This window comes from Alteromonas sp. AWQ4_252 (assembly GCF_056158205.1).
On the sequence record NZ_JBSWSV010000001.1, the window covers coordinates 3952516 to 3975677 of the forward strand.

Consider the following 23162-nt stretch of genomic DNA (forward strand, 5'->3'; position numbering starts at 1 on the left):
GCACAAACAGTAAAGAGAAGGCATATGCCTTCCCTCTGCATATCGATGTGATTAATTGCCCAGAATCGAGCTGATATTTGCAGCCACGGTATTGTTTACTGTGCTGGATACTGCGCCTTCTAACGCTTCATCAACAGCACTGGAAACGCTGTTAGTGACTGTGCTGTTTACGGTATCGTTAACTTGCGTTACCGCACTGGTAGACACATTTTGAGCAACAGTGGCTGACACGGCAGACGACACCACCTGTTCAACCGAAGCAGCATCCGCCACCGCATTCAGACTTCCTTGCAGGCTACCCTGAACTGACTGAGACAGCTCCGCAACCGGCAAGTCCGTCACAATACCAGTACTTTGTTCAAGCGCGGTCTTAGCGGTCGCGGTTGCCTGTTGTCCGGATTCAGCCATAAGATCTTCTGACTCGCTCACCATTTCTGTTGATTGTTCTGCCGTGCCTTCTGCAGATTCTGCTACCTCAGTCGTTGCTTCCTCTGATTGAACCGCTGAATCGTCTGCTACTTGCTCATTGGCATCGCTGCTTGCCTGCACATTAGACTGGTTTGCGAATGACAGTGTTACAGACGAAGCCGTAGTTGGGTCGGTACTTGCTGACGTCTGCGCGTCAGTGGCGGTAGATTGGTTAAACGTAACGTTAGATTCAACAGACTGTGCCTGCGCTACACTGTGTGCCAAACCCATTGCCAGGATCAGTGAAGTAAAAGTAAAAGTTTTCATAATCATCTCCATTTGTGTCACATTGACATTGAGTTAACGGAGAAGCCTTGTGGTTTATTCCATCTAAGGTGAAAAAATGCAGAATATGAGAAAAAGGAGCAGACACACAGCGTGACATCCCTCGCTATTAAAGCCTTCCTGGTAAGTTAGATTAAATCCTTTGAGTTGTTAGTAAACCTGGCTTTATTGCATAATTTAAGTGGGCTAGTTCATACCCTGCTTTAATTTGAATTGTGTTGGTGTAACACCATAAAAGCGCTTAAATGCAGCACTAAAGTGACTTGCATTGGTAAACCCCACATCGAAGCAGGTTTCTGTCACCTGTTTACCCTGCATCAATAGTTTTGCCGCCTTCTTCAGCCTTTCTTGTTGCTGAAATACTATTGGTGTGCAACCAAAGTGTTGTCTGAACACCTCGAAAAATTTAGTTCTGCACATACACGCTTCACGTGCTAATGAGTCTATATCCAGAGGTTCGCTAAGCTGCTTTAGAATATGACTCGTTACAGCTATCAGTGCATTTTTTTGCGGATCGACATCACAATATCCGACGATAAATTCTCTGGTTTGATGTCTGAGTAAGCGGGCAGATAGCTCGGTAATGGCGAGATCAATCATCAACCCTCTATCCGGATGGTTTTCTGTAAAGATATCAACGATGCGATTGAGCAATTGCTGTGTCTGAGTGGTATGGTGGGTATGAAGGTAGTCCTGACGGTAGCGCCATTCCCCCAACTCTTTTTGCAAAGGCGCGCAATGATTAAGTTGCTCTTCCACCGCCTTTATACGTGCAGGTGCTATTTCGATGGCCAGACATCGTGTGGGCTCATTCATTTGAGCATCCGGGAAATCTATGTTTACAGGTTTGTTGGGCGCAAGTACGAATGATTCGTGAGGAAGAAATGGCTGGCATATTGTTTCACCAGGTGTGTGCATGATTTTTTTGCCCGACACCATTCCGCAAAACATTAACTGATCTGATTGCAGCCCTACCCCTTCTGCATGTTGATACGTATCGTAAATGCTCAATTCTGCATTTTCTGCGGCAAAGCTAATCTTGTGTTCCACTAGCACATCAGGGAACACCGTCGAAACATTATTGTGAATCATCTCTCGCGTCCTATCCTGAACTCACACAACACTTATCTGAACCGCCAGAACAGCGCTATTACCGAACAAGCGTTATTTTATTGTGAATTATTAGTGAATTTATATAACACAAAACAACGAAAAGGAAGGTGTATATGATCTATTCAGCTCCAGGTACCCGCGACGCACTGATGACATTTAAATCACGCTACCAAAATTATATTGGAGGTCAATGGGTAGAGCCTTGCTCAGGTAACTACATGCCCAATAAAACCCCCGTCACTGGCGAAATTTTTTGTGAAATACCAGATTCTGACGAGCGCGATATCAACCTGGCACTGGACGCTGCGCATAAAGCGAAAGATGCATGGGGTAGAGCCAGTGTTACCGAGCGTTCCAACACACTGTTAAAAATTGCTGACACCATTGAACAAAACCTTGAAGTGCTGGCCGTGGCTGAAACATGGGACAACGGCAAAGCCATTCGAGAAACTCTGGCAGCAGATATTCCCCTTGCCGCAGACCATTTTCGATATTTTGCAGGTTGCATTCGCGCCCAAGAAGGAAGTGCAGCAGATCTTGATGAACATACAGTGAGTTATCACTTTCATGAGCCCCTTGGCGTAGTTGGCCAGATAATTCCGTGGAACTTCCCAATTCTTATGGCTGCATGGAAACTTGCCCCTGCTTTGGCTGCAGGTAATTGCGTGGTATTGAAGCCTGCCGAACAAACACCGGCATCAATATTGGTGCTAATGGAACTCATTGGTGACTTATTGCCTGCAGGTGTTGTTAACGTGGTGAACGGGATCGGAGAGAAAGCTGGTAATGCGTTAGCTACCAGTGCTCGCATCGCTAAAATCGCGTTTACTGGATCGACGCCAGTCGGGTCACACATACTCAAATGTGCTGCTGAAAATATCATACCCTCCACTGTCGAGCTGGGCGGCAAATCTCCCAATATCTATTTCGCTGACGTTATGGAACACGAAGACGAGTACTTAAGCAAATGTGTAGAAGGAGCGGTTCTGGCCTACTTTAACCAAGGCGAAGTCTGTACGTGCCCTTCAAGATTATTTGTTCAAGAGAGTATTTACGATAAGTTTATCGAGAAAGTAATAGCCCGCAGCCAGGCAATAACCCGCGGCAATCCCCTCGACACAGAAACCATGGTAGGTGCACAAGTATCCCAAGAGCAATTTGACCGGATTATGGGTTACATTGCAGTTGGTAAAGAAGAAGGCGCCAAAGTTCTACTTGGTGGGGAGGCAGAAGCTATGGAAGGTGGCTTTTCATCAGGATACTTCATTAAGCCTACCTTATTGGAAGGTCATAATAACATGCGTGTTTTTCAAGAAGAGATTTTTGGACCTGTGATCTCTGTAAGCAAATTTAGCTCTGAAGAAGATGCTCTCACACTGGCAAACAGTACTGAATTTGGGTTAGGTGCAGGCGTCTGGACGAGGGATATGAATGTGGCATATCGCATGGGCCGGGGTATTCAAGCAGGACGGGTATGGACAAACTGTTATCACATGTATCCGGCCCACGCCGCTTTTGGCGGTTACAAAAAGTCTGGCGTAGGAAGAGAAACGCATAAACTAGCGCTTGAGCACTATCAACAAACCAAGAATCTGTTAGTGAGTTACGATATCAATCCGCTGGGCTTTTTTTAAAGTCGAAATAATTTAGTTTTATATCCACCAGCTACGGGTTCTTATGATGTATAAAAGTCTAAGAACCCTTTTTAAGATAGTCGCCAATAGAAGTAACATTCATTCTAATAGCGCTCCTTCCTGCCTTTTAGCTAATTGGACGTCTAACCGGTACAAGCCAACCTATTACTCATAACCAAATACTTTCTATCTCTACGCACAACAATTATGCTATAAATAACATTAATTTACGTTTGCGAGGGATTGCAGTGGAAGTTTTTGTTGGGCTCGTATTCTTCTTGTTCGTGTTTATTGGCGTTGTTATGGCGTATGCACACAACGGTAAAATAAGCCGGCTTTCAAAGGAAATTGCTCAGCTTAGGAAGCACCAGGAATGGTTAGAAAAACAGCTGACGGCGTTAAAAACCTCTGTTGCCGTTAAACCCCCTTCGCCATCGTCATCCACGCCAGATGTTTCCGCAGCGAATGACAAGTCAGACACACATAACGCCGCTCCCGTGGCAGCCAAACATGATGCATCAAGTACTGCTGCGAAACTTTCTGCCACCCCAATATCGAAAACAAAAACGCCGGCCTCTGCGCCCTCTCCTTCGACAGCTAGATCACAAGAGGCATTAGTCCCGTCGTTTGCCGATTCTTTGACCGAATTTATCCGCGCAAACGGCCTGTTATGGTTGGGCGGGCTTATTTTAGCCATCGGTGGTGTTTTCCTTGCCAGGTATGCTATTGAGGCAGGCTTGTTGCCACCCATTGTGCGCATTATCGCAGGTGGCACTTTTGGGGTGCTTTTAATTGTGGCAGCCGATTACCTTGCCAGAAACAAAAAACGTTTTAATATCAACACCCCTTATATCAGTGCGTCCATAGCCAGCGGCGGCGTAGTGACTTGCTATGCCATTGTGCTGGTCGCCTTCGACTTTTACCATTTTCTTTCCCCGCAGGCCGCCTTTCTGGTTTTAGCTGCGGTTGCCCTTGCTGCAAGCTCACTGGCCTTCAGGTTCGGCCCTTTGCTTGCCTGGATTGGCGTCATCGGCGCATATGCAGTACCTGTACTGGTTTCCACCGGAAGTAATAATGTTGCAGCGCTTTTAATTTACACTGTAGTAATATCAACCTCAGCGGTGTGGTTGTCGCAAGCTGTTCGCCAATCCTGGTTATGGTGGCTGGCACTAGCGGCGCATTTTGGTTGGTTTGGTATCTCTCTTACCTTTGCCTCCAGTAGCGATTTCAGCGCCTTATTAATATTTTCCTTATTCAGCATCTATCTGTTTGTACTTAGCGATATCGCAGGATGGCGACTGCTCAACACCATGTCGGCGCCACTTACTACCGCACAACTGCTCATGCCCCGCAAAGAACACCTTGGCGTTATATTGTCTGTTATTATCCTCGGGCTGAGTATTTTCACTTTTGACAGCACCAGCCACATAGTTATTGCCAACATCGCTTTGGCGGCAGTATTACTCGGCGCAGCTTATCGTTATAGCGCGCTAGATAGCTGGCCATACATAGCACTGGCATTCGCCCTTTACAGCTATTTTTTATTCCCTAAAAACCTGCACGTCGACGAGCTAAGTTTACTATTCAGTGGAAACTATCTGTTTGTTCAGCTTGCTACGCTTGTTGCGTTGGCATACAGCGTTACTATGATCGCCCTAACTCAACGTCCGGCCTTCATGCTTTTACTAATAGTAAGCCCCGTAGCGTTACTCGGCGTAAGTTACGCGCTTTCTCCGAATGAGGTAACCCCTCACCTTTATCCGGTTTGGGCTGGCGAGCTAAGCCTTGTTGCTATCGTGAGCGTTGTGGCGATTGGTCGCTCCAATGTTTCTGTGAACCGTCTTACTTACGCCTTGTTGGCAAACGCTTGTGTAACTCTCACCTTAACCATGCTGTTAGACGCTGCGGTGCTTACCTTAGCGCTAAGCGTACAAGTGGCAGCCATGAGCTTTTTAAGTAAAAAGTACAAAGTTGTTCTGCCCACATGGCTCTATAAAGTGGCCTTGGTGTGTATTACCAGTCGGCTTACTTTTGCGCCGTGGCTCAGTGATTACACCAACGAGCAGATCATTGGTATTCACTGGAGTATTGTGATTTACCCCATTGTACTGGGAATATTCTGGTTTGCCCGAAGGCACAACCCTGTGACTGAAGTAAAACAGTGGCTAGAGGGCGCGGGCGTGCATATCGTTGCACTTCTCACCACAACGGAAACCAGCTACTTGCTTTTAGGAGAATACCCCAGTATTTCCATGGGATACAAAGCCTCCGCGTTATTAGCATTTAACTGGTTAGTATTATCTGGGGTCTATCTGTACAGAGCAAAATATTCCTCCCTTGAGAAATGGTACAAAGGTTTTGCCATTGCCCTTGGCTGCGGGGCCTGGCTGCTCCATCTTGACATCTCACTGGCAAATAACCCGTTCTTATCTCTTCAGCCTACAGGAGATGGCGTTATATTCAATTGGCTGTTAGTACAATGGGCATTCCCTGCAGTCGTCCTGGCCGCACTGGCTAAACTCAACCTTGTCCCACAGCGTTTTCACACTGCTTGCTTTTCCCTGGCGGGCGCTTTGTGTTTTCTGTACATCAGCGGATTTATTCGCGGTATCTACCACCCCAACGCTTTAGTGTTCAACGACAATGTTGAACAATCAGAGCTCTACACTTATTCACTGGTGTGGCTGGTAATTGCTTCGCTAATGATTTTTGCCGGACAGTTAAAGCAATACAACAATATTGGACGAGCAGGCTTCGTATTGCTGGCTATTGTTCTGTTCAAAGCCTTTTTGGTGGATATGTCAAACCTGGAAGGCTTATACCGGGCCATCTCGTTTATTGGTTTGGGCCTCTCGCTAGTGGGTATTGGCTGGTTGTACCAACGGCTGCATAGCGTGCCAAAAGAAGAGCGCTAGAACGAATGTCGGATGTTGTTGTAGAGGTGTCGCCCTACAACTTGAAACCCATGATGATGCGACCAGATATAGCGTTTTTAAAACGGTGTTTGGCATGAATAGCTGTTTACCGTCAGATGAAATCAGACCAACTTAAATTCTCCTTTAAATTAGTCGGCGACTTGCTGCCCAATCCTCTGCATCTCACTCGCATAACGTTCCGTAACTTGTTGTATGGCAATAGAAAGCGCTTTTGCATCTGATTCAGACAGTAAACTGTACTTTTTACACCAGTCGATTAATTCCTGTCTTGGTCTATTTTCTGGAGCACTTTTTAAATATGCACCCAATAATACCTTAGTTTTTTCCACGCCTTTAATTCTTAGGTGAAAAGCCAGTGAGTCATGAAAATCGAAAATGCTCTGAATTGGTGCCAAAAAATCTTCCAGACACTTGTGATTATTGAGGAAGTTGACAACGTCGGTGGCTAGTGTTTTCCTAACCTCATCTTCGAATCTCGCTTTTTCCTCACTACCTGCTATTTTCCACACTCTATCGGCGCGAACAATTGGCCGACCAACGCCTCTACCAGTTCGTGCAGTAAACTTATACAGTAACTCACCAGGTTTTCTCTCGCGTCCGTAACTACATAGAACTGGTTCAATCCTTGATTCAACTCGCAAAGCAATGTCTAAAGAGATGAATCTACACTTTTCGGATGAACCAAATTTTTGTTCCAGTGAAACTTCCGCTATGTAACCATCACTTTTTTTGACAAATTTTCTAGTGCCAGATTTTTTCCACGTTTTAAAAAAATCAAGCTGTCTAACGGCTTTAGAAAATAGACCGTATAAATCTTTTACATCAACTGTCATAGGAATCCCCGTTGTCGCCTCGGTAAAAGACTAAACGCCGCTCTATTGAGGCTTAGCTGTTGAGCCACGAAAACAGCCAACTATTTTCTGTCCATATCGATTAACCTGTTAGGCGATTCTTAATCCAAAAATGTAATAGCAATCTGTAAAATGACCAAAGCGCCCATCAGGTAGATATTTACTGATTTAAACTTTTCGAATTTAGCAATTTTCTCATCAGCTACCGTCGAAAAGAACCCGGTTTTAAGAGACTCACTTAAATTTGCATTGGTAACAGACCACTTAGAGCCGCCCATAGCATTTCGGGATAATTTTTCCCATTCCTCCGGATAGGCTGCAGACAAATGTCTACACATGTCTTTGAACTTTTTAATTTGAACAAAAACAAGTGCAGAGAGAATAATCAGGGGAATAGAGCTCTCCATGTATAAAACCTCCTACGCCTATAACACCCAGGTCTAACGACCCTCTTATTAATTAATCCAGATTCACTGCGAGCATTGCGAAATTCTATCCAATTCATTTCACCCGACACGTACCACAACAATACACCGTCGATATGCCCAACCCAATACTACTTTTAATGCTAGCAGAGTGCATTATTATTCCCTGGCGTTTGGCAAAAGTACCTTTAAACCTTTATACCATGCCATGAAAGCAACGGTTCCATGGGTTTCTTCCTCAAAATACTGCTGGATCGCCACGTTCTGAGCATCATTAATGACAGAAGTCGCAAATGAAGACCCCCACTGGTAGTTTGTCTTACCTATTTCTCCAAGGTGCGAATTATTTGCAAAAGCAAAATACACATGAGCACTGAACTCTAGTGGCTTAGGTTGATTATTGTACGTGCGATTGAGGTAATCGTTATCCCAAAGTGCGGTTGGATCAATGATTAGGTAACCGGTAAATGAAGACGGAGAATGCAAAATTACGTTCGCTGCAAACAAGCCGCCGAAAGACTCGCCTACCAGCAACCGCTTATCAGATGTTCTGTAAGTTAGGTTGATTTCCGGTATTAATTCTTGGGTGATAAAGTCGTGATACTGTAAAGCGTTTCCCGTTTGTGAAAACGTATCGAGTTTACGGCCTTTGAATGTCCATTCTGGCAGAACGGATGGCGTCAAATCTCTGGAACGATTTGTATTGGGAATAGCAACGACAATGGCTTCTTGCACCTGTCTTTCCGACGTTTCGGTACTTAACGATTCCAGTAATCCAACAAAACCTTTAAAACGATGAATGTCTCCATCGAGCAAATAAATAACCGGGTATGTGTTTGTGCCAGTATGGTAAGACGGCGGTAAATAAACCATATACGGCCGTTCTTCTTCCATGATGTCGGATTTTATTGAGGTTGAGACCCCGATTTCGATGACTTCTGATGCAACTGCGCTCGCCGCCATGAGCATAGTAATAATTACTGTGAGTAATTTATTCATTCCACCTACCTTCCTTGATGTGCAAAACACGCCTATCGCCAGGCACGAGTAACGCGCACTGCTCCATAACAACATCAACGGTTTCATGACTTATGATTATATACTATGTTACTGCATGACCGACGACTTGCGGTGATCCCAATTGACAATAGCAGCAAAGATACCAGATAGACCAAGAACCAACAGAGATGTAAAAATAGCAACACCCCCAACAAGCGCCATGCCATAGCCACCGGAGGCGATATATTTCTCACCAGTGTCCATGTTAATTTCAGCGGCTGGTAACAGGCTCATAACGACGTTAACTATTACTAGCAAACACCCAATGATGAAGATCAAAGCAGCAAGCACACAGTTGCCTTTTTTGTACTACGTCTTTGATAATACTTCAAACAGTTTACGCCTTTGTTCACTTGAAAAGGTGTAGTAGCAAAACTCAATTGCTTTCCCTCTTTTACTCTTGAGTGAAATCATTCTCGGCCACATGTTTTTAATTTGGAGTGCTTCGAAATCACACCACTTAATCTGAAGTTTAGAGCCGTATCTGATGTAAGTAAGCCCATCATCATCCACTTCCAATTTGTATTCAATGACAGCGTTCTCTCCTCCATTAAAAACGACTAGCCAGATAGAAACGAAGCATATAAACACAAACCCCAAAAGCAGCATGGTTTGAATAGAGAGCCAATTTATCTCTTTCTCCAACAACACAGAAAAGACCAGTGTTGGCACTATAACCCAGAAGTAATAGTGTAAATTTACATAAAATCGATTGAAAATATTCTGAAATCGAGACTGTGTTAAAGTAAGTCGCACAAACTATTCCTTGTAGAGTTGCGTCGCACAGGGAAATCTAACAACATTTAGTGACGTGTGATACCACAAAATCATCGTTCCACAATCTGCGACCAACTCAGGCCAAACTTATGAAGGTATTTTTGTAGCCTTGTTGAATCGTTAGTTTGCGCCTTTTTGGTACGACTGACATGAAACAATTCCCTACCGGCCGAGGCCATACTTCGGTGTTGGCTGCAAACTTGTAACACATAGTTGAGTTGATATGCGTCGAAATGATCCATCTGCTGTATGTCTGTTTTTGAAAGGTACTTTTGTAATACTGAAACGGAAGGTGATTGTTCAGATGTTTGCCACGCGTACTTAAGACGTTCCATTTCATCCTTTACATCATCAACTGATATCCGGGATGAATCCGCCAGAGTGCATAATCGCGTAATCGCTGAGCTTAAATCCCGAAAGTTTCCAGACCAAATGGCTGTTGCTGATGTCGCGAATTGTTCAAATGTTACCCGCGCCTCTTTGTTAAACTGAATTCGCTGACCTGTTTTTTGTTCATACAGACTCACTTCATAATCAATGTTCGCCGGGATGTCTTCCCGCCTGTCTTTTAACGCAGGAAGTTCATAAGTCCACAAGTTAATCCTTGCGAGCAGATCCTCTCTGAAACGGCCATGTTCCACTTCTGATTTGAGATCTTTATTGGTGCCCGCAATCAACTGAAAATCACTGCTGACGGTTTGGTCGCTTCCTACCGGATGAAAGGTTTTATTCTCTATAGCATGAAGTAACATGGCTTGTTCTTCTAATCCCAGCTCACCAATCTCATCCAGAAATAACATGCCTTTGTTAGCGGTCATCAGGTAACCACTACGCTCTTTCTGTGCTCCGGTAAAAGCCCCCTTGGTATGGCCGAACAGCGCCGCCATGGCGTTTTCGCCTTTTAGCGTGGCGCAGTTTACTGAAACGAATTCACCTTTTAGCATGGCCCGTTTCTTCTTTAACAGAAACACACGTGATGCTAATTGACTCTTCCCTGCTCCCGTTGGGCCAGTCAGCAGCATGGGATCGCGAGAACGAATCGCTACCTTTTCAATCTGGGTAATTAAACGGTTAAACCCTGTATTCTTGGTTTGAATACCGGCCTTAAGAAATTCTTTACCTTCTAAATGCTCCCGATCAAAACGTGTGGCGAGTTGGTCATACTTGGACAAGTCTAAATCAATGATCTGAACTTTACCCATGGCTTTATTAGTGTTGCCTCTGTCAGGTGAGGTTTGTATTAGTCGTCCCGGAAAATGACCGCTTTCCGTTAGCAAGAAACTACATATCTGAACAACGTGTGTACCCGTTGTAATATGGAAAAGGTAATCATTGTGATCGGTATCAAAGACTTGTTGATGACACCAGTCGTATAGCTTTGAATAAACTTCTTCGAAATCCCATGGATTGGTAAAATTCACATTGTGCAAAACCACATTGGTTTCCGGTGACACACTTTCAATATCAGCCGCTACGTTACTCGCTAAACGAGTACTGTGGTTATCATGCAGCATGTGCAGTTGATGTATTATCAAATCATCCTGGCTACATAAGCTGACATTTGGCCGCCATTTGGCCCAGCGATCTACCCGCTTTCCTATCTGATCAAGCTGGGTTCCAATTAAGCCAACAGCCACTGTACGCTTCATTTACGCATATCCATATAGATAAAACCATATCTATTTAAATACCAATTTAATTTCAGGTCAACTATTCAAAGACCCCAAAAAAATCAAAGCCGGGTTTTTTACACTTAAAATACAGCAACTTAAAAAACATGATAGAAAAAAACAAGATTGGCACATGGATTGATAGATAAAGAATGTCAGACAAAATTGGCAACCTGACGGTGTATGGTGGCCTCGAAGGTCTGATGAATGGCGTGGTGAAAATCGCATAGAGAACCGCGTAGTAAAAAACAGGAAACGGAAAGGACTGCGACGGAAAAGGTGTCGCAGTCCGCTATTGAAATCCCGCATCGATAAAGCGAGCAAAACAAAAAGAAGTTAAGGAGGAAATAATGTGTAGTAACTACAACGTTATCAAAAGCGAAGGACGGGCAACCATAAAAGCGTGGACCAAAGGTGTTCCGTTTGAAGACAAAGCTCAGGAACAGTTAAACAATATCGCCAGTATGCCACTGGTGCATTCTCACATTGCCGTGATGCCCGATGTGCATATGGGCAAAGGGGCGACCATAGGCAGTGTTATTCCCTCGGTAGACGCGGTTATTCCGGCGGCAGTGGGTGTAGACATTGGCTGTGGCATGGTGGCCACAAAAACCACTTTATCGGCAAGCCAGCTACCGGATAATTTGTCTGGGATCAGGCATGCTTTTGAAGCTGCGGTTCCTCACGGCCGTACAGGAGGAAAAAGAGGCGTTGGAGACAGAGGCGCTTGGCATAACATTCCCGATGTGGTTGCCGCTGAGTGGAAAAAACTGGAGGCTCGATTTGAACGCATTTGCGAAAAACACCCTGCGATTAAAAAGAGTAACCACGTAAACCATTTAGGCACAATGGGAACAGGTAACCATTTTCTTGAGCTGTGTTTAGATGAAAACGGCGCAGTATGGATAATGCTTCACTCTGGTAGTCGTGGCGTTGGTAACCGTATTGGCACCTATTTCATTGAACTGGCGAAAAAAGAAATGCAACGTCATCAGATTAATCTGCCCGACAAAGACCTGGCGTATCTGGAAGAAGGGAGTGAGTATTTTGATGACTATGTTGAAGCTGTGGAATGGGCACAAGACTATGCAGCGAAAAACCGTGAGATCATGATGATTAATGCGATTGCCGCATTGAGAAAACAGATCCCTACGACCTTTTCGACAGCAGAACTCGCAGTGAACTGCCACCATAACTACATTTCCCGAGAGCGGCATTTTGGCAAAGATTGCTTTGTAACACGCAAAGGCGCTGTGCGGGCGGAAAAAGGTGAAATGGGGATCATTCCAGGCAGCATGGGCGCGCGTTCTTTTATTGTTCGCGGCTTAGGCAACCCGGAAAGCTTTAACAGCTGTAGTCATGGCGCCGGACGTGTAATGTCCAGAACGAAGGCGAAAAAAGTGTACAACATCAAGGATCAAATAGAAGCCACTCAAGGCGTGGAATGCCGCAAGGATGAATCAGTTATTGATGAAATTCCCCACGCATATAAGGATATTGATAAAGTGATGGATGCTCAAAAAGACCTGGTTGAAGTGGTTTACACCTTAAAACAGGTAGTGTGTGTAAAAGGATAAACGATGACGTATTTGATTGTTGATGGTGCGCAAGGAGAAGGAGGCGGACAAGTGTTAAGGACAGCCCTAACCTTGTCTATCCTCACTAAGCAGCCAATAGAAGTAATAAATATTCGGGCAAACCGAAAGAAACCAGGGTTATTGCGCCAGCATCTCACCTCAGTGTTAGCGGCGCAAACAATATGCGGCGCGACTACCGAGGGTGTGGAGTTAGGTGCCGGGCGGATAAGGTTTTCACCCGGAGAGATTGTACCCGGCGACTATCATTTTGTAATTGGAACGGCCGGTAGCACGGTGCTGGTCTGTCAAACCATTTTACCGGTATTGGCGTTGGCTAATAAAGGCTCAAGTGTGATCTTTGAGGGCGGCACCCATAACGGTATGTCGCCGTCGCTGTGTTTCTTTGAGCAATCCTATTTGCCGCTGTTACAAAAGATGGGTATACAGTGCCAGGTCGAACGGTCAGCACTTGGGTTTTATCCCGCAGGAGGCGGCAAGTGGAAAATCCTCATCAACCCGGCTAAAAACCTGAGTAGAATCGAACTAGCAGAAGCTACCAGCAACTATGTTGCAGCGCCAGAAAACTGCAGGCTAGAAGCTTTAGTAAGTCAGCTTCCCCGCTCCATTGGCGAACGAGAAATTAAGACAGCGAAAGCACTACTGAACTGGCATGACGCCGCCAGTGAAGTCATTGAAGTTAACTCACCCGGGCCTGGTAACAGCCTTCAATTGCGAATATCCAGCCAAACGCACACCAGTGTTTTTGAAGTGGTAGGTGAAATGGGAGTTTCCGCAGAGCGTGTCGCTAAGCGATGTGCTGGTCGTGTTAGGAAGTTTGTTCATTCGCAAGCGACGGTGGAAGAGCAGCTTGCTGACCAGTTACTCATTCCCATGCTGTTGACTGGCGGCGGAAATTTCACAACCACTAAACCAACACTACACACAGTCACGAATATCGAGGTGTTCCAGCTTTTTTTGAATATCGACATTGCAGTGGAACAGTTGAATGACGTGTGCTGGAAAATAACTGTAGGCAGTTAATTTCTATGAGTACCTTTAAAAATTAGCGCCAAACATGTCGATCAGCCGCGCTGTTTAATGGTGTTAGATGAACAAGCCAATTATCGCTTCCTCCATTGCGCCCAGCGGGCAAGATCTTATTTACTGTTATGTACCCGGCTTACCAAACTGACCAAGCCCCAGCTCTTTTTGTTTTTTCTTGGTAAGGCCTGACGATACTAATTTATATGATTCGTTTATGTAGTAAGTTAGCTCTTCGTCTTCTGAGCTACCACAATCGTATTGCTGTATCCATTTCATACCCCTTGACGCCAAATAAGGAGCAGGTTGATAGCCAGGCTTCTTTTCCAAGAAGAAATAATTTTGCTCTGAAGTCTTAAACGTAAACGCAGGTTTATCCATTTTTCCCCAACCGCCGATAGCAAAAACTTTACCACCTATTTTCCAAACATGGGAGTTGCCCCATTGAATGACATGTGTGGTTGATGGAAGAGAGTTACACAGCTGATTAAATTCTTCGTATGTCATTGGCAAGCGCTTAACTTAAAGTTGAAAAAATTCTCGTCTAAGGTCTCTGTCTGTATTAAATGAGCCGCCTAATGCTGAAGTTTTTGTGTATGATTTGGTGTCTTTAATGCCACGCGCTTTAACGCAATAGTGAGTGGCGTCAATGCTTACCGCCACATCTTTTGTGCCGGTCAATGCTTGCAGTGCCACCATTACTTGCTGAGTTAATCGCTCTTGCACCTGAGGGCGCTGTGCAAAAAAACCGACAAGGCGATTAATTTTACTTAAGCCAATTACGGTTTCATTTGGAATATAAGAAACCGTCGCCGTTCCATCGATAGTAACAAAGTGATGTTCGCAAGTGCTGGTTAGGCTAATGTCGGTTACTTGAACAGGTTGCGCGATGCTCATCTTATTTTCAATTTGCGTGATTTTCGGAAAATTACGATAATCAAGCCCTGAAAAGATTTCGTCAACGTACATTTTAGCAATACGGTTTGGCGTATCCTGTAAGCTGTCGTCATTTAAATCAAGCCCTAAAGCCTGCATGACGTCGGTCATGCTCTTTTTAATTTTTTGGCGTTTTTCTTCATCACTTAGGCCATTATCTACCATAGGGGTTTCGAGCCCAGCAGCTAGCAATGCATCTCGAACAAGCTCTGCTTGTTCTGACAATGTCCCATTGTTTTTGGCTCCGTGAATTATAATTTTTTCGTTGGCTAACATTCGGTTTCCAATTATTTTTTTAACTTATATACGCATAAATACTAAGCCAGAACCGCCCTGGGCTCTGAGCGCATAATAGGAGGCGACGTCACCGACGGGAAGGCCATCAGTAGAGAACAAACGCGTCATAGGCGCCAGTACACTCCGGTTTTTAAAGTTTTAATGCGGTCGGTGTAATGGTGCCCATACGACATTAACGGTAAATAAAAGAGGAACTGAACAGCCCTTTAACTATTATGAATAGTCAACGAAAAAACATTTCCAGTAATGGGTTTAACCGAGCTGCACGAATAGACCGGTTCCAAAGCATTAATTGTTTAGATACCCACCGTCAATAAAAGGCGTGAGTGAGCCTTGGTATTCCCTATTTACCCTAGCGGATTCAACTTATCAAATAGTCATCATTCACTTTTTGGGATATGCACTACTATCCCATCGAGGGCATCAGTCACCTTAATCTGACACGACAACCGGCTATTCGCCGTAACTTCGAAAGCGCTTTCCATTACTGCGGTTTCGTCTTCATCAGCCGCCCCGACTTTAGAAATCCAAGCGTCATCAATAATGCAATGGCAAGTCGCGCAAGAACAGTTGCCGCCGCAATTAGCGGTAATCTCTTCAATATCATTATCGACTGCTGTTTGCATAATGGAATCACCTTCTATTGCCTCCACCACTTTGACACTCTCATCGGCTAAAACAAACGTGATATTAGGCATAGTATTCCTCCATTGGCACCTACCGAAGTTATAACAAACTCTGCATGACGTTAAGCGATGCATGTGAAGTGGTCAAGCAGCTTTTTAGGCACATAAACTCTACTTGTATCGGGAGAGAGGAGAGTATTTCGTTATCTCAAAGGCGCTATACCCATTGCCCCAGGAATCGATAAGCAACTGTATTTAATGGAGTTTCACCTTGCCAACACTTTTACATTTTAATTGAGTTTTTTCATATATCTAACTCGCCTTAGCACGGAAAGCAATGACAAGATCTACGTCAATTGACGTAGTCGAATGAGTAGTCCTACTAGTACTCAAAACTAGTTGCCCACTTCATACTCGTTTTAGATAGATGTAGTGATTAATTGTTAAGCATAGCTGGTTTGTCATGCTTTTTTACTTGTCTACACACTTTTAGCATAGGCGCACATTCACTAAATAGTATAAAAGGTCGGATAGTTATGAAGGGAAAAGCTTTTAAAAATAAAAGATTAGCCATAGCAATTAACATTGCTCTTATACAGTTAAGTGGATTATTGACTAGTAATACAGCAGTAGCACAAGAAACAGAAGAGACAGAAGTCGAACGAGTGATGGTCACTGGTTCCAGGATCATTTCAGACAGCGCTACTGATGCAGCCAGTCCTGTAGCTGTTATTGGAGGAGACACGCTTCGAACCGCTGGACAACTGGATATTGGGGAGCTATTACGAGAATCACCTGCTCTCAACAACTCGCTGCCAGCAAATTTTTCAGCCATCAATGATGCCGGAACGACGGATTCAGACGTTGGACTTGGTCTGCTTGATCTTCGCGGTCTGGGGACTAACAGAACTCTAACACTCGTTAACGGTCGGCGCCATGTCGCTGGCGGGCAAGGCTCCTCTGCGGTAGACGTAAACTCTATTCCCAGTGTAATGATACAACAGGTGGAAACACTGACTGGTGGCGCTTCCTCCGTTTACGGTGCAGACGCGGTTTCAGGTGTAGTCAACTTCATTCTTCGTAGGGGTGGAGATTTTGATGGTGTCGAGATAACCGCCCAAACTGGTATGTCAAGCGAGTCGGACGCCAAAGAGGTCTATTTATCTGTCGCGGGCGGATTCGAATTTGATAACGGTCGGGGTGAAATGGTCCTGGCAGTAGAAGGCCAAAAAAATGAAGAGGTTTTAGAGAAAGACAGAAGCTTTGCCGGTCCGTACGTAGGCAATGATATCCAAAATAATCCAACGATTGCTGCTATTACTGGTGTTAACCCAGACGCTTCACGAGCCTATGTTCGTCCAGCTGGTAACCCCATTTCCAGCCCTTACGGTGTTTTCAATCTTTTATCAATAGATTCATACTGGGATGCGGTGAGAGCCGGTGTAAACGGCGTCATGGCAGGAACAGGTATCCCTCTAATTCCAGGCACCAACATTCCGGTAGCACAGGTCATTGAAACACCTTTTACTGGTACTCCTCGAGCATATGATCCGGGAGTTCCAGCAAACCTTAACCAAAGTTTATATGTTGGGGATGGTCTCGGATCTACTAACCAGACTATTTTGCCAGAACAGGAACGCTGGTCAGTAAACCTCAATGGTAGTTATGAGCTCAACGACAGCGTTACTTTGTTTGTGGAGTCGAAATACGCTTTTTCAAACAATCGACAGATACAAGGCGTTGACTTTAACGATGCTATTCCAATTGCTTACGATAACCCTTACATTCCACCTGCTTTGCAAGCTCAAATCACTGAACTACAGGATCTGGGACTTATTGCCCCTAATCCAAATGATGGTAGCTTTTATGGTTTTGGCTCAAGCCGTGATTCGGACGATTTAAATGTGTTACCCGAAGACCGTGTAGACCGCGAAACCTTTCGGACGGTTTTCGGTATTAGAGGCGAAATCGATGTTGCTGATGGTATTCAATACGAACTGTCCTTTAACTACGGTAAGACAAATGTTGACACCCAAAACATTAATATCCGTTTAGAAGATCGTTTCTACGCAGCACTTGACTCAGTGATTGACCCGGCCACGGGTGAGATCGTATGTCGCTCAAACCTCGATCCGACAGCCCTTCCTCCCATCGGCGCAGCCTTTCCTGTACCGGTTTATACTGAAAACGCTTTTAGCGTAAACGGTCGCTTTACTGAATTTGTTAGCTTTACGCCGGGTCCCGACAGCGGATGTGCACCGTTGAATCCTTTTGGACTTAATTCAACGTCACAAGAAAATGCCGATTTTGTTTATGTAGACACACTTGACACATCAGAACTTGAACAGAAGATACTTTTTGCTTCGCTAGCTGGTTCTACTTCAAGTTTCTTCGAGCTACCTGGTGGCCCAATTGGTTGGGCGACGGGTGCCGAATATCGCGAAGAAGAAAGCTCTTTTGTCGTTTCAGAAGTTGAAGGTACGCTTAACACCTGGGACGGCTCTAACGGCAACGCGCCAACTGGATTGGCTGGAGGCTTCGATGTATTTGAATTTTTTCTTGAGTTGCAAGCGCCCATACTTGCAGATATAGAAGGTATCGAATTACTTGAAGTCACTGGTGCTATTCGTTTTGCCGATTATAGTACAGTGGGCGATAGTACAGCTTGGTCGATGGGTCTGCGTTACTCTCCAGGTTTTGGTTTGACACTACGAAGCACTGTTGCAGAATCGGTGCGTGCTCCCAATATTTCAGAATTGTTTTCACCACAGCAACCTGTTTTTTTTGCTTTCCAGGATGATCCCTGTTCCATTCAAAACATAAACTTGGGGTCGGCAAACCGAGCGAGTAACTGTGCTCAATTCGTTCCTGAAGGATATGACGTGAATAATTACATTACCGCCGGTATTCCAGGTGTAACGGGTGGTAACCCTGAGCTTGATCAGGAAGAAGCCACAACAGTCACTGCTGGTTTTGTTTACGATTCAGAAATCATTGACGGGCTCCGTATTATATTAGATTACTATAACATTGAAATTGAAGGAGCCATTGATGCGCTCTCCCCTGAGCGGGTCGCGGCGGCTTGTGTGGATCTCGATACGACAGCTAACCAGTTCTGCTCTCTCATTACACGAGCGCCTGAAGGTTATATAACATACCACCAATCGGGCCAGGTCAATTTGGGGGCATTTGAAACCTCAGGTGTAGACTTTGCCATAAACTACGATTTTGAAATAGCTGGCGGTTCAATCGCTTTAGGTCTTGCGGGTACTCACCTGTTAGACTTTGATGAATTTCAGGACCCTATCGATTCTACAATCTTTGAAACGCGCGTGGGCGAATTTGGCTTCCCCGAGTGGATTACCAATGTCAATGCGTCGTGGAGTACCGAAGACTTTACGCTAAGCTGGTCAGGTCGCTTCGAAGATAGCCAGTTGTTACCCTCAATCACTAACCAGCAGATTGCAGGTAATCCATTGTTTGTTGATCCTTCTCAAACAGGCAGTTCGTGGGTGCATGACTTAAACTTCAGCTACTACGTCTTATATAATCTTAATTTCTACGGTGGAATCAATAATGTCTTTGACGAAGAACCTTACTTAGGTAGTTTATCTCGCCCTGCTGGACCACGAGGTCGATTTGGATTTATCGGTTTTAAATATTCAATCTAAGCAAATATCGTAACCTGTATCAGTACTACTCGGCTGGGTTATTATAGAGACGTCCTTTTGGCGTCTCTTTTTTTATTTATTCAAACAAGTGGTTTATTAGATGAGTGATATACCCAGTTATGGCGCAGTGGTTTGGTTGGGTATTGGTTGGGAGTTGCCTAAGCACAAATTGGAGGAGGCGGGTCTAATCACTTTACGTCCTCAGGAAGAGGTGGCACGCCGGGAAAGTCCGGGCTTGCGACAAAGGCTTTGTAACCTGCGGTCATGGCGCGTGAGCACTCCACGGGTGTGCCTTCCAGTGTCCCCCGGTTTTTGCACGGGCCTTCCATTACCTCAGGCATATTCTCGCGCACCCATACTGCGGCCTGGCGATAGATATCCTGATCATTTGAACTGGTCGTGACCTTAACGAGTACGCCGTCGTCGAAGGTGAGGTGGAAGGTGTCAGTGACGTCAAAGCCGGTGCCGAGTGCCTGAACGCGATCGTCCTTAACCTTAACAGGGCAGTTTATGATCCCCTCTTCGTCCCGTGCGCAGGGGGTGCGTAGCAACACCTCGTAGTTTCCACCCTCTGCCGAACCCTGGTAATAAAGCAGACGTGGGGCAGTCTCCGGTGCCGCAGCCATGATCGGTGCAAGACGTTCGCGGTCGAAAGAGTAGAAAGCGTCGATAAAGGACTCAGCGATTACCAGCTCCGGATCGGCGGCTGCCTCAGCAGCAACCTCAGGCGGGGCGCTTTCCGAGCAGGCGCTCAACAAGGCGGTGAAACATACCAAAGAGGTGATAGTGGTTGAGCGATAAAAAGTGTTCATAGGATCTCCGTGTGTAGGGAATAAGTTGGTTCAGTTAAAAAAATAACGTGTTTCAGATTGGCGTGCTGCCAGGTTGGCTGGGTGAGGCCCTGAATGGCTTGAAAGGCGGCCACCACTTTTATTCGACTTCCAGCTCTGCGCCATCCCCTCCCTCATCGTCCTTCGCGCGGCTACAGGTTTCAGGCAAATAGCGCCCTTTCAAGGCGTCTACTGTGACCTCGTCCGCAACACAGTCCCATTTGATCGTGTCGTCCTCCTGGGCTCGCGCAATGAGCAGGAAGCCAGATTCTATCTCTTTAAATCGACCTCCAAATTCTGTCATATCTACCAAAGCCCTGAACGTTCCGGTGCGTGATTTATCGGCAGCAGGTACACCTAACTCTCCTGCCCGGTATTCCATACCGGTAAGAATACCATCCGGAGCGAAATTGCTCAGGTTGATGTCACCTTCTGACTGTGGCATCTCGCCGTGGGCGTCGAAGTACTCTTCCACAACTGCTTGCTGCTCGAGCCCCAGTTCTACCGCAGCGGACACTGCCTCGTCGATCCTCGAGTTGTGATAAAAACCAAAGGCAACGGCAACAAGCACTAATACTATCAAGGGGTAGACAACCATCTCTGATGTTGTGAGTCCACTCTGTCGATTCCTTATTTGGCTTTCTTTCATAGATGTGATTTCCTTTTTTTGCAGATAGGGATTTCCAGTAAGCTCCTGCACTGATGCAGACGCATATTTTTGTGCAATTATTATGCAAACTTCGCGCCCTAGCGCCTCTATAACCTCTATTGGGATTTCCGCTCAGTACCGGTGTAATAGGCTCATCAAGGACTTCCCCAACCGCTCGGAACTGATCGCTACAGAAAAAAGCTCACACTCCGGGCCAGGCACAGCAATTGCTTACAAAGTATACAATCACGTATTTTGGCCAATTAGAGCGGAGATCTGCTTTAAAGCGCACATACGTGGTGCAATCTACGGTTTTTTTTGTCTCAAAAAGGAGCGGGGAGATATGGAAACTTGGAACAATCTGGTCGACAAGTTTGACTTAGTGTTAACTAAGCTCAAGATGCAAAGTAGTGTGAAAATCTTCGGCAGAGAACTTTCTCCGCTCGTGATGGGCTTTGCATTACTCATTATCTGCATTGGCATCTGGACCTACCTGGAATTCGAAGGCGATAATAAACTCGTCGGTGCGCTAGTCTCTATCCTATTAGCCTGGGGCGTAGCCCAACTGAGCGCTCTGGGTTGGGGTGATGGTATCGGCGAGAAACCGGGTAGCTCTTCAGTCAATGAGATCTCTGTATCTGGCACTGAGTCTGTACCTACAGAAAAATCCAATCCAACCGAGCATTCACTGGACGATAGCGAAGCTCAGTCGGACCCTAAAATGCGGTTGGCCTTCTTTGCATTCGCGGGGGTTGTGGTGGCAATAGTTATCATCTATCTGATGCGAAATGTTGACCGTTACGATGGTCTGAACAATCAGTTTCGTTATAAAGAGCTGGTAAATATAACGAAGCCTATTCAAGAAAAGATAGAGGATGCCATGTTATCCGAAAGCTTCGTCGATCCGGATTCACTCGATAGCGGCAAGGACGGGCTGCCTGATGAGGTGCTTGTTTCCGGAGAGACCCATGGCATTTCTATTATTGACGGCCAAATTATCGCGACGTGGATGAAGGATGAGACCAACCTGGATGGTGTGACCTATATTCTTAACCCGGAGGTTGAGAATGGAGAAGTTAAGTGGACAGTCACTGGAACCTGTCGCAGGAAAAAAGCCTGTTAGATTAATTGCAACGTAGTTCACGATTATTAGTTTTTTCTTAACCAACAGCCAAAAATTCAGGAGTAACATTAATGACAGATCAACTCATAGACCCTCTTGATACAGTTGACCCTATTGATGCGGTTAACTCTCTCAATACGGCTAACCCGGTTGACTCGGTGAATAGATCATCATCCGAAAAGAGCCCCTCCGGGCACCCAATAGTGCGCACCGAAGAAGGTGTTATAACCGAAGGTAGTAAAGTGAAATGGGACAGAAAGGCAATTCTTTGGGCGCTGCCCCAGCCTGTGCTGGTGCTTGGCTCAATGCTTTTGGCTGCTGCCATTTTAGTAAATGAGTGGGGGGGCGAGTACTACCGCGTGTGGACGCTGGTTGTTGCAGTTTCTTCTACACCTCTTCTGCTGATAGCCGAGCGTTTTTGGGCCAAGAAAAAGTCCTGGTTACTTAAGCCCGACGAAATGTTAGAAGACGTATTTTGGATGGCTTCGGGAGGTCTGCTTTGGGTACCTCTCATTTCTGATCTGTATCGCACGCCAGTATCTGACGGCTTCCAGGCTCTCCGTGATATGTCTCCGCTGCAGATCGAATTTCAACCCACTACAGTAATCGGGCTGATTGGGGCCGCACTGTGTATCAGATTCGTGTCCAGCTTCGTTTACTATTGGCTACATCGGATTCAGCATGAGTCACTTTTCTTTTGGCGTATGCACGCAACGCATCACCACCTGACCAAGATGAGCGCTATACGCGGTAACCGTACTCATCCGTTTGAGTATCTGGCGCTTGGTCTCGGCACGCCAGTAGCTCTGGCTTTAATGGGTGCAAGTGATGACGTATTCATCGTCTCAGCAGCCTTCGGCATGTGGAATGGTAAATTTAACCATGCAAATTTGCCAATGGTTTCAATGCCTGTATGGGACTGGTTCTTTGCTACCGCACAGCAGCATCACTGCCACCATGCACACGAGCGCCGTCAGGCAGATTCCAACTATGGTTGTGACATCATTTTTTGGGACCGCCTCTTCGGCACTTATTGTGGCGATGCCGAGGTGGGATCTCTTGGCGCAGGCAAAGGTGTTCGCCTTTCTATCAAAGACCAGCTCATGCTGGCTTTCTATTCCGACAAACGTCTTAAGGATTTGTAGCTCACGGAGTAATGAAAAGGTCTAATTGGTTAATCCCGCCAATTAGACC

At 45.5% G+C, this 23162-nt stretch carries 20 protein-coding genes and 1 pseudogene; 7 read left to right on the forward strand and 14 right to left on the reverse strand.

Annotated elements, in window-relative coordinates:
• Positions 1–51: 51 nt before the first annotated feature.
• Together ACXACM_RS17330 and ACXACM_RS17335 are read right to left on the reverse strand one after the other, a co-directional pair.
• Complete coding sequence (locus ACXACM_RS17330; RefSeq protein ID WP_474823309.1) at positions 52–735, reverse strand: hypothetical protein; 684 nt, start codon at positions 733–735, stop codon at positions 52–54.
• A 204-nt stretch (positions 736–939) separates the two neighbouring features.
• Positions 940–1845 carry a helix-turn-helix domain-containing protein gene (locus ACXACM_RS17335; protein WP_474823310.1) on the reverse strand — a complete coding sequence of 302 codons (906 nt, stop codon included), beginning with the start codon at positions 1843–1845 and terminating at the stop codon, positions 940–942.
• Between the two features lie 134 nt (positions 1846–1979).
• On the opposite strand from ACXACM_RS17335, the gene exaC reads away from it, so the two are divergent.
• Both exaC and ACXACM_RS17345 read left to right on the forward strand, forming a co-directional pair.
• Positions 1980–3500, forward strand: a complete 1521-nt coding sequence (gene exaC, locus ACXACM_RS17340) for an acetaldehyde dehydrogenase ExaC (protein WP_474823311.1) — start codon at positions 1980–1982, stop codon at positions 3498–3500.
• Positions 3501–3748: 248 nt separating this feature from the next.
• Positions 3749–6415, forward strand: a complete 2667-nt coding sequence (locus tag ACXACM_RS17345) for a DUF2339 domain-containing protein (RefSeq protein ID WP_474823313.1) — start codon at positions 3749–3751, stop codon at positions 6413–6415.
• 149 nt (positions 6416–6564) lie between these two features.
• Here ACXACM_RS17345 and ACXACM_RS17350 read toward each other — a convergent pair whose 3' ends face one another.
• The 6 genes from ACXACM_RS17350 to rtcR all read right to left on the reverse strand — a co-directional run bounded on the left by ACXACM_RS17350 (position 6565) and on the right by rtcR (position 11197).
• Complete coding sequence (locus tag ACXACM_RS17350; RefSeq protein WP_474823314.1) at positions 6565–7269, reverse strand: hypothetical protein; 705 nt, start codon at positions 7267–7269, stop codon at positions 6565–6567.
• Positions 7270–7388: 119 nt separating this feature from the next.
• Positions 7389–7694, reverse strand: a complete 306-nt coding sequence (locus tag ACXACM_RS17355) for a hypothetical protein (protein WP_474823315.1) — start codon at positions 7692–7694, stop codon at positions 7389–7391.
• A gap of 177 nt (positions 7695–7871) precedes the next feature.
• Complete coding sequence (locus ACXACM_RS17360; protein WP_474823317.1) at positions 7872–8711, reverse strand: alpha/beta hydrolase; 840 nt, start codon at positions 8709–8711, stop codon at positions 7872–7874.
• Positions 8712–8819: 108 nt separating this feature from the next.
• Positions 8820–9005, reverse strand: coding sequence for a hypothetical protein (locus ACXACM_RS17365; RefSeq protein WP_474823318.1), 186 nt, complete (start codon positions 9003–9005; stop codon positions 8820–8822).
• Positions 9006–9080: 75 nt separating this feature from the next.
• Positions 9081–9527 (reverse strand): hypothetical protein, encoded by a 447-nt coding sequence (locus ACXACM_RS17370; RefSeq protein WP_474823319.1) that lies wholly within the window; start codon positions 9525–9527, stop codon positions 9081–9083.
• Between the two features lie 71 nt (positions 9528–9598).
• On the reverse strand, positions 9599–11197 hold the full coding sequence (gene rtcR, locus ACXACM_RS17375) for an RNA repair transcriptional activator RtcR (RefSeq protein WP_474823321.1): 1599 nt from the start codon (positions 11195–11197) through the stop codon (positions 9599–9601).
• Positions 11198–11568: 371 nt separating this feature from the next.
• On the opposite strand from rtcR, the gene ACXACM_RS17380 reads away from it, so the two are divergent.
• Together ACXACM_RS17380 and rtcA are read left to right on the forward strand one after the other, a co-directional pair.
• On the forward strand, positions 11569–12795 hold the full coding sequence (locus ACXACM_RS17380) for an RtcB family protein (RefSeq protein ID WP_474823322.1): 1227 nt from the start codon (positions 11569–11571) through the stop codon (positions 12793–12795).
• A 3-nt stretch (positions 12796–12798) separates the two neighbouring features.
• Positions 12799–13836: an RNA 3'-terminal phosphate cyclase gene (rtcA, locus tag ACXACM_RS17385; RefSeq protein ID WP_474823323.1), complete on the forward strand. Its 1038-nt coding sequence runs from the start codon at positions 12799–12801 to the stop codon at positions 13834–13836.
• A gap of 126 nt (positions 13837–13962) precedes the next feature.
• Here the strand turns inward: rtcA and ACXACM_RS17390 are convergent, their stop codons facing one another.
• From ACXACM_RS17390 to ACXACM_RS17405, 4 genes and pseudogenes are all read right to left on the reverse strand, one after another.
• Entirely contained in the window at positions 13963–14343 is a 381-nt protein-coding gene (locus ACXACM_RS17390; protein ID WP_474823324.1) for an MmcQ/YjbR family DNA-binding protein, read from the reverse strand.
• A 15-nt stretch (positions 14344–14358) separates the two neighbouring features.
• Positions 14359–15048 (reverse strand): GTP cyclohydrolase I FolE, encoded by a 690-nt coding sequence (folE, locus tag ACXACM_RS17395; RefSeq protein ID WP_474823326.1) that lies wholly within the window; start codon positions 15046–15048, stop codon positions 14359–14361.
• Positions 15049–15087: 39 nt separating this feature from the next.
• Positions 15088–15198, reverse strand: a pseudogene (locus tag ACXACM_RS17400) (12-oxophytodienoate reductase); the annotation flags it as partial.
• A gap of 251 nt (positions 15199–15449) precedes the next feature.
• A complete protein-coding gene (locus tag ACXACM_RS17405; protein WP_474823327.1) occupies positions 15450–15767 on the reverse strand; it encodes a 2Fe-2S iron-sulfur cluster-binding protein in 318 nt (105 codons plus the stop codon).
• A gap of 464 nt (positions 15768–16231) precedes the next feature.
• Here ACXACM_RS17405 and ACXACM_RS17410 point away from each other — a divergent pair, with 464 nt between their 5' ends.
• A complete protein-coding gene (locus ACXACM_RS17410; RefSeq protein ID WP_474823328.1) occupies positions 16232–19366 on the forward strand; it encodes a TonB-dependent receptor domain-containing protein in 3135 nt (1044 codons plus the stop codon).
• A 188-nt stretch (positions 19367–19554) separates the two neighbouring features.
• On the opposite strand, the gene ACXACM_RS17415 is transcribed toward ACXACM_RS17410, so the two are convergent.
• Both ACXACM_RS17415 and ACXACM_RS17420 read right to left on the reverse strand, forming a co-directional pair.
• Positions 19555–20178: a hypothetical protein gene (locus ACXACM_RS17415; RefSeq protein ID WP_474823329.1), complete on the reverse strand. Its 624-nt coding sequence runs from the start codon at positions 20176–20178 to the stop codon at positions 19555–19557.
• A 118-nt stretch (positions 20179–20296) separates the two neighbouring features.
• Complete coding sequence (locus ACXACM_RS17420) at positions 20297–20845, reverse strand: hypothetical protein (protein WP_474823330.1); 549 nt, start codon at positions 20843–20845, stop codon at positions 20297–20299.
• A 343-nt stretch (positions 20846–21188) separates the two neighbouring features.
• Here ACXACM_RS17420 and ACXACM_RS17425 point away from each other — a divergent pair, with 343 nt between their 5' ends.
• Positions 21189–21968 (forward strand): hypothetical protein, encoded by a 780-nt coding sequence (locus tag ACXACM_RS17425; protein WP_474823331.1) that lies wholly within the window; start codon positions 21189–21191, stop codon positions 21966–21968.
• Between the two features lie 71 nt (positions 21969–22039).
• Positions 22040–23113, forward strand: coding sequence for a sterol desaturase family protein (locus ACXACM_RS17430; protein ID WP_474823332.1), 1074 nt, complete (start codon positions 22040–22042; stop codon positions 23111–23113).
• Positions 23114–23162 lie beyond the last annotated feature (49 nt).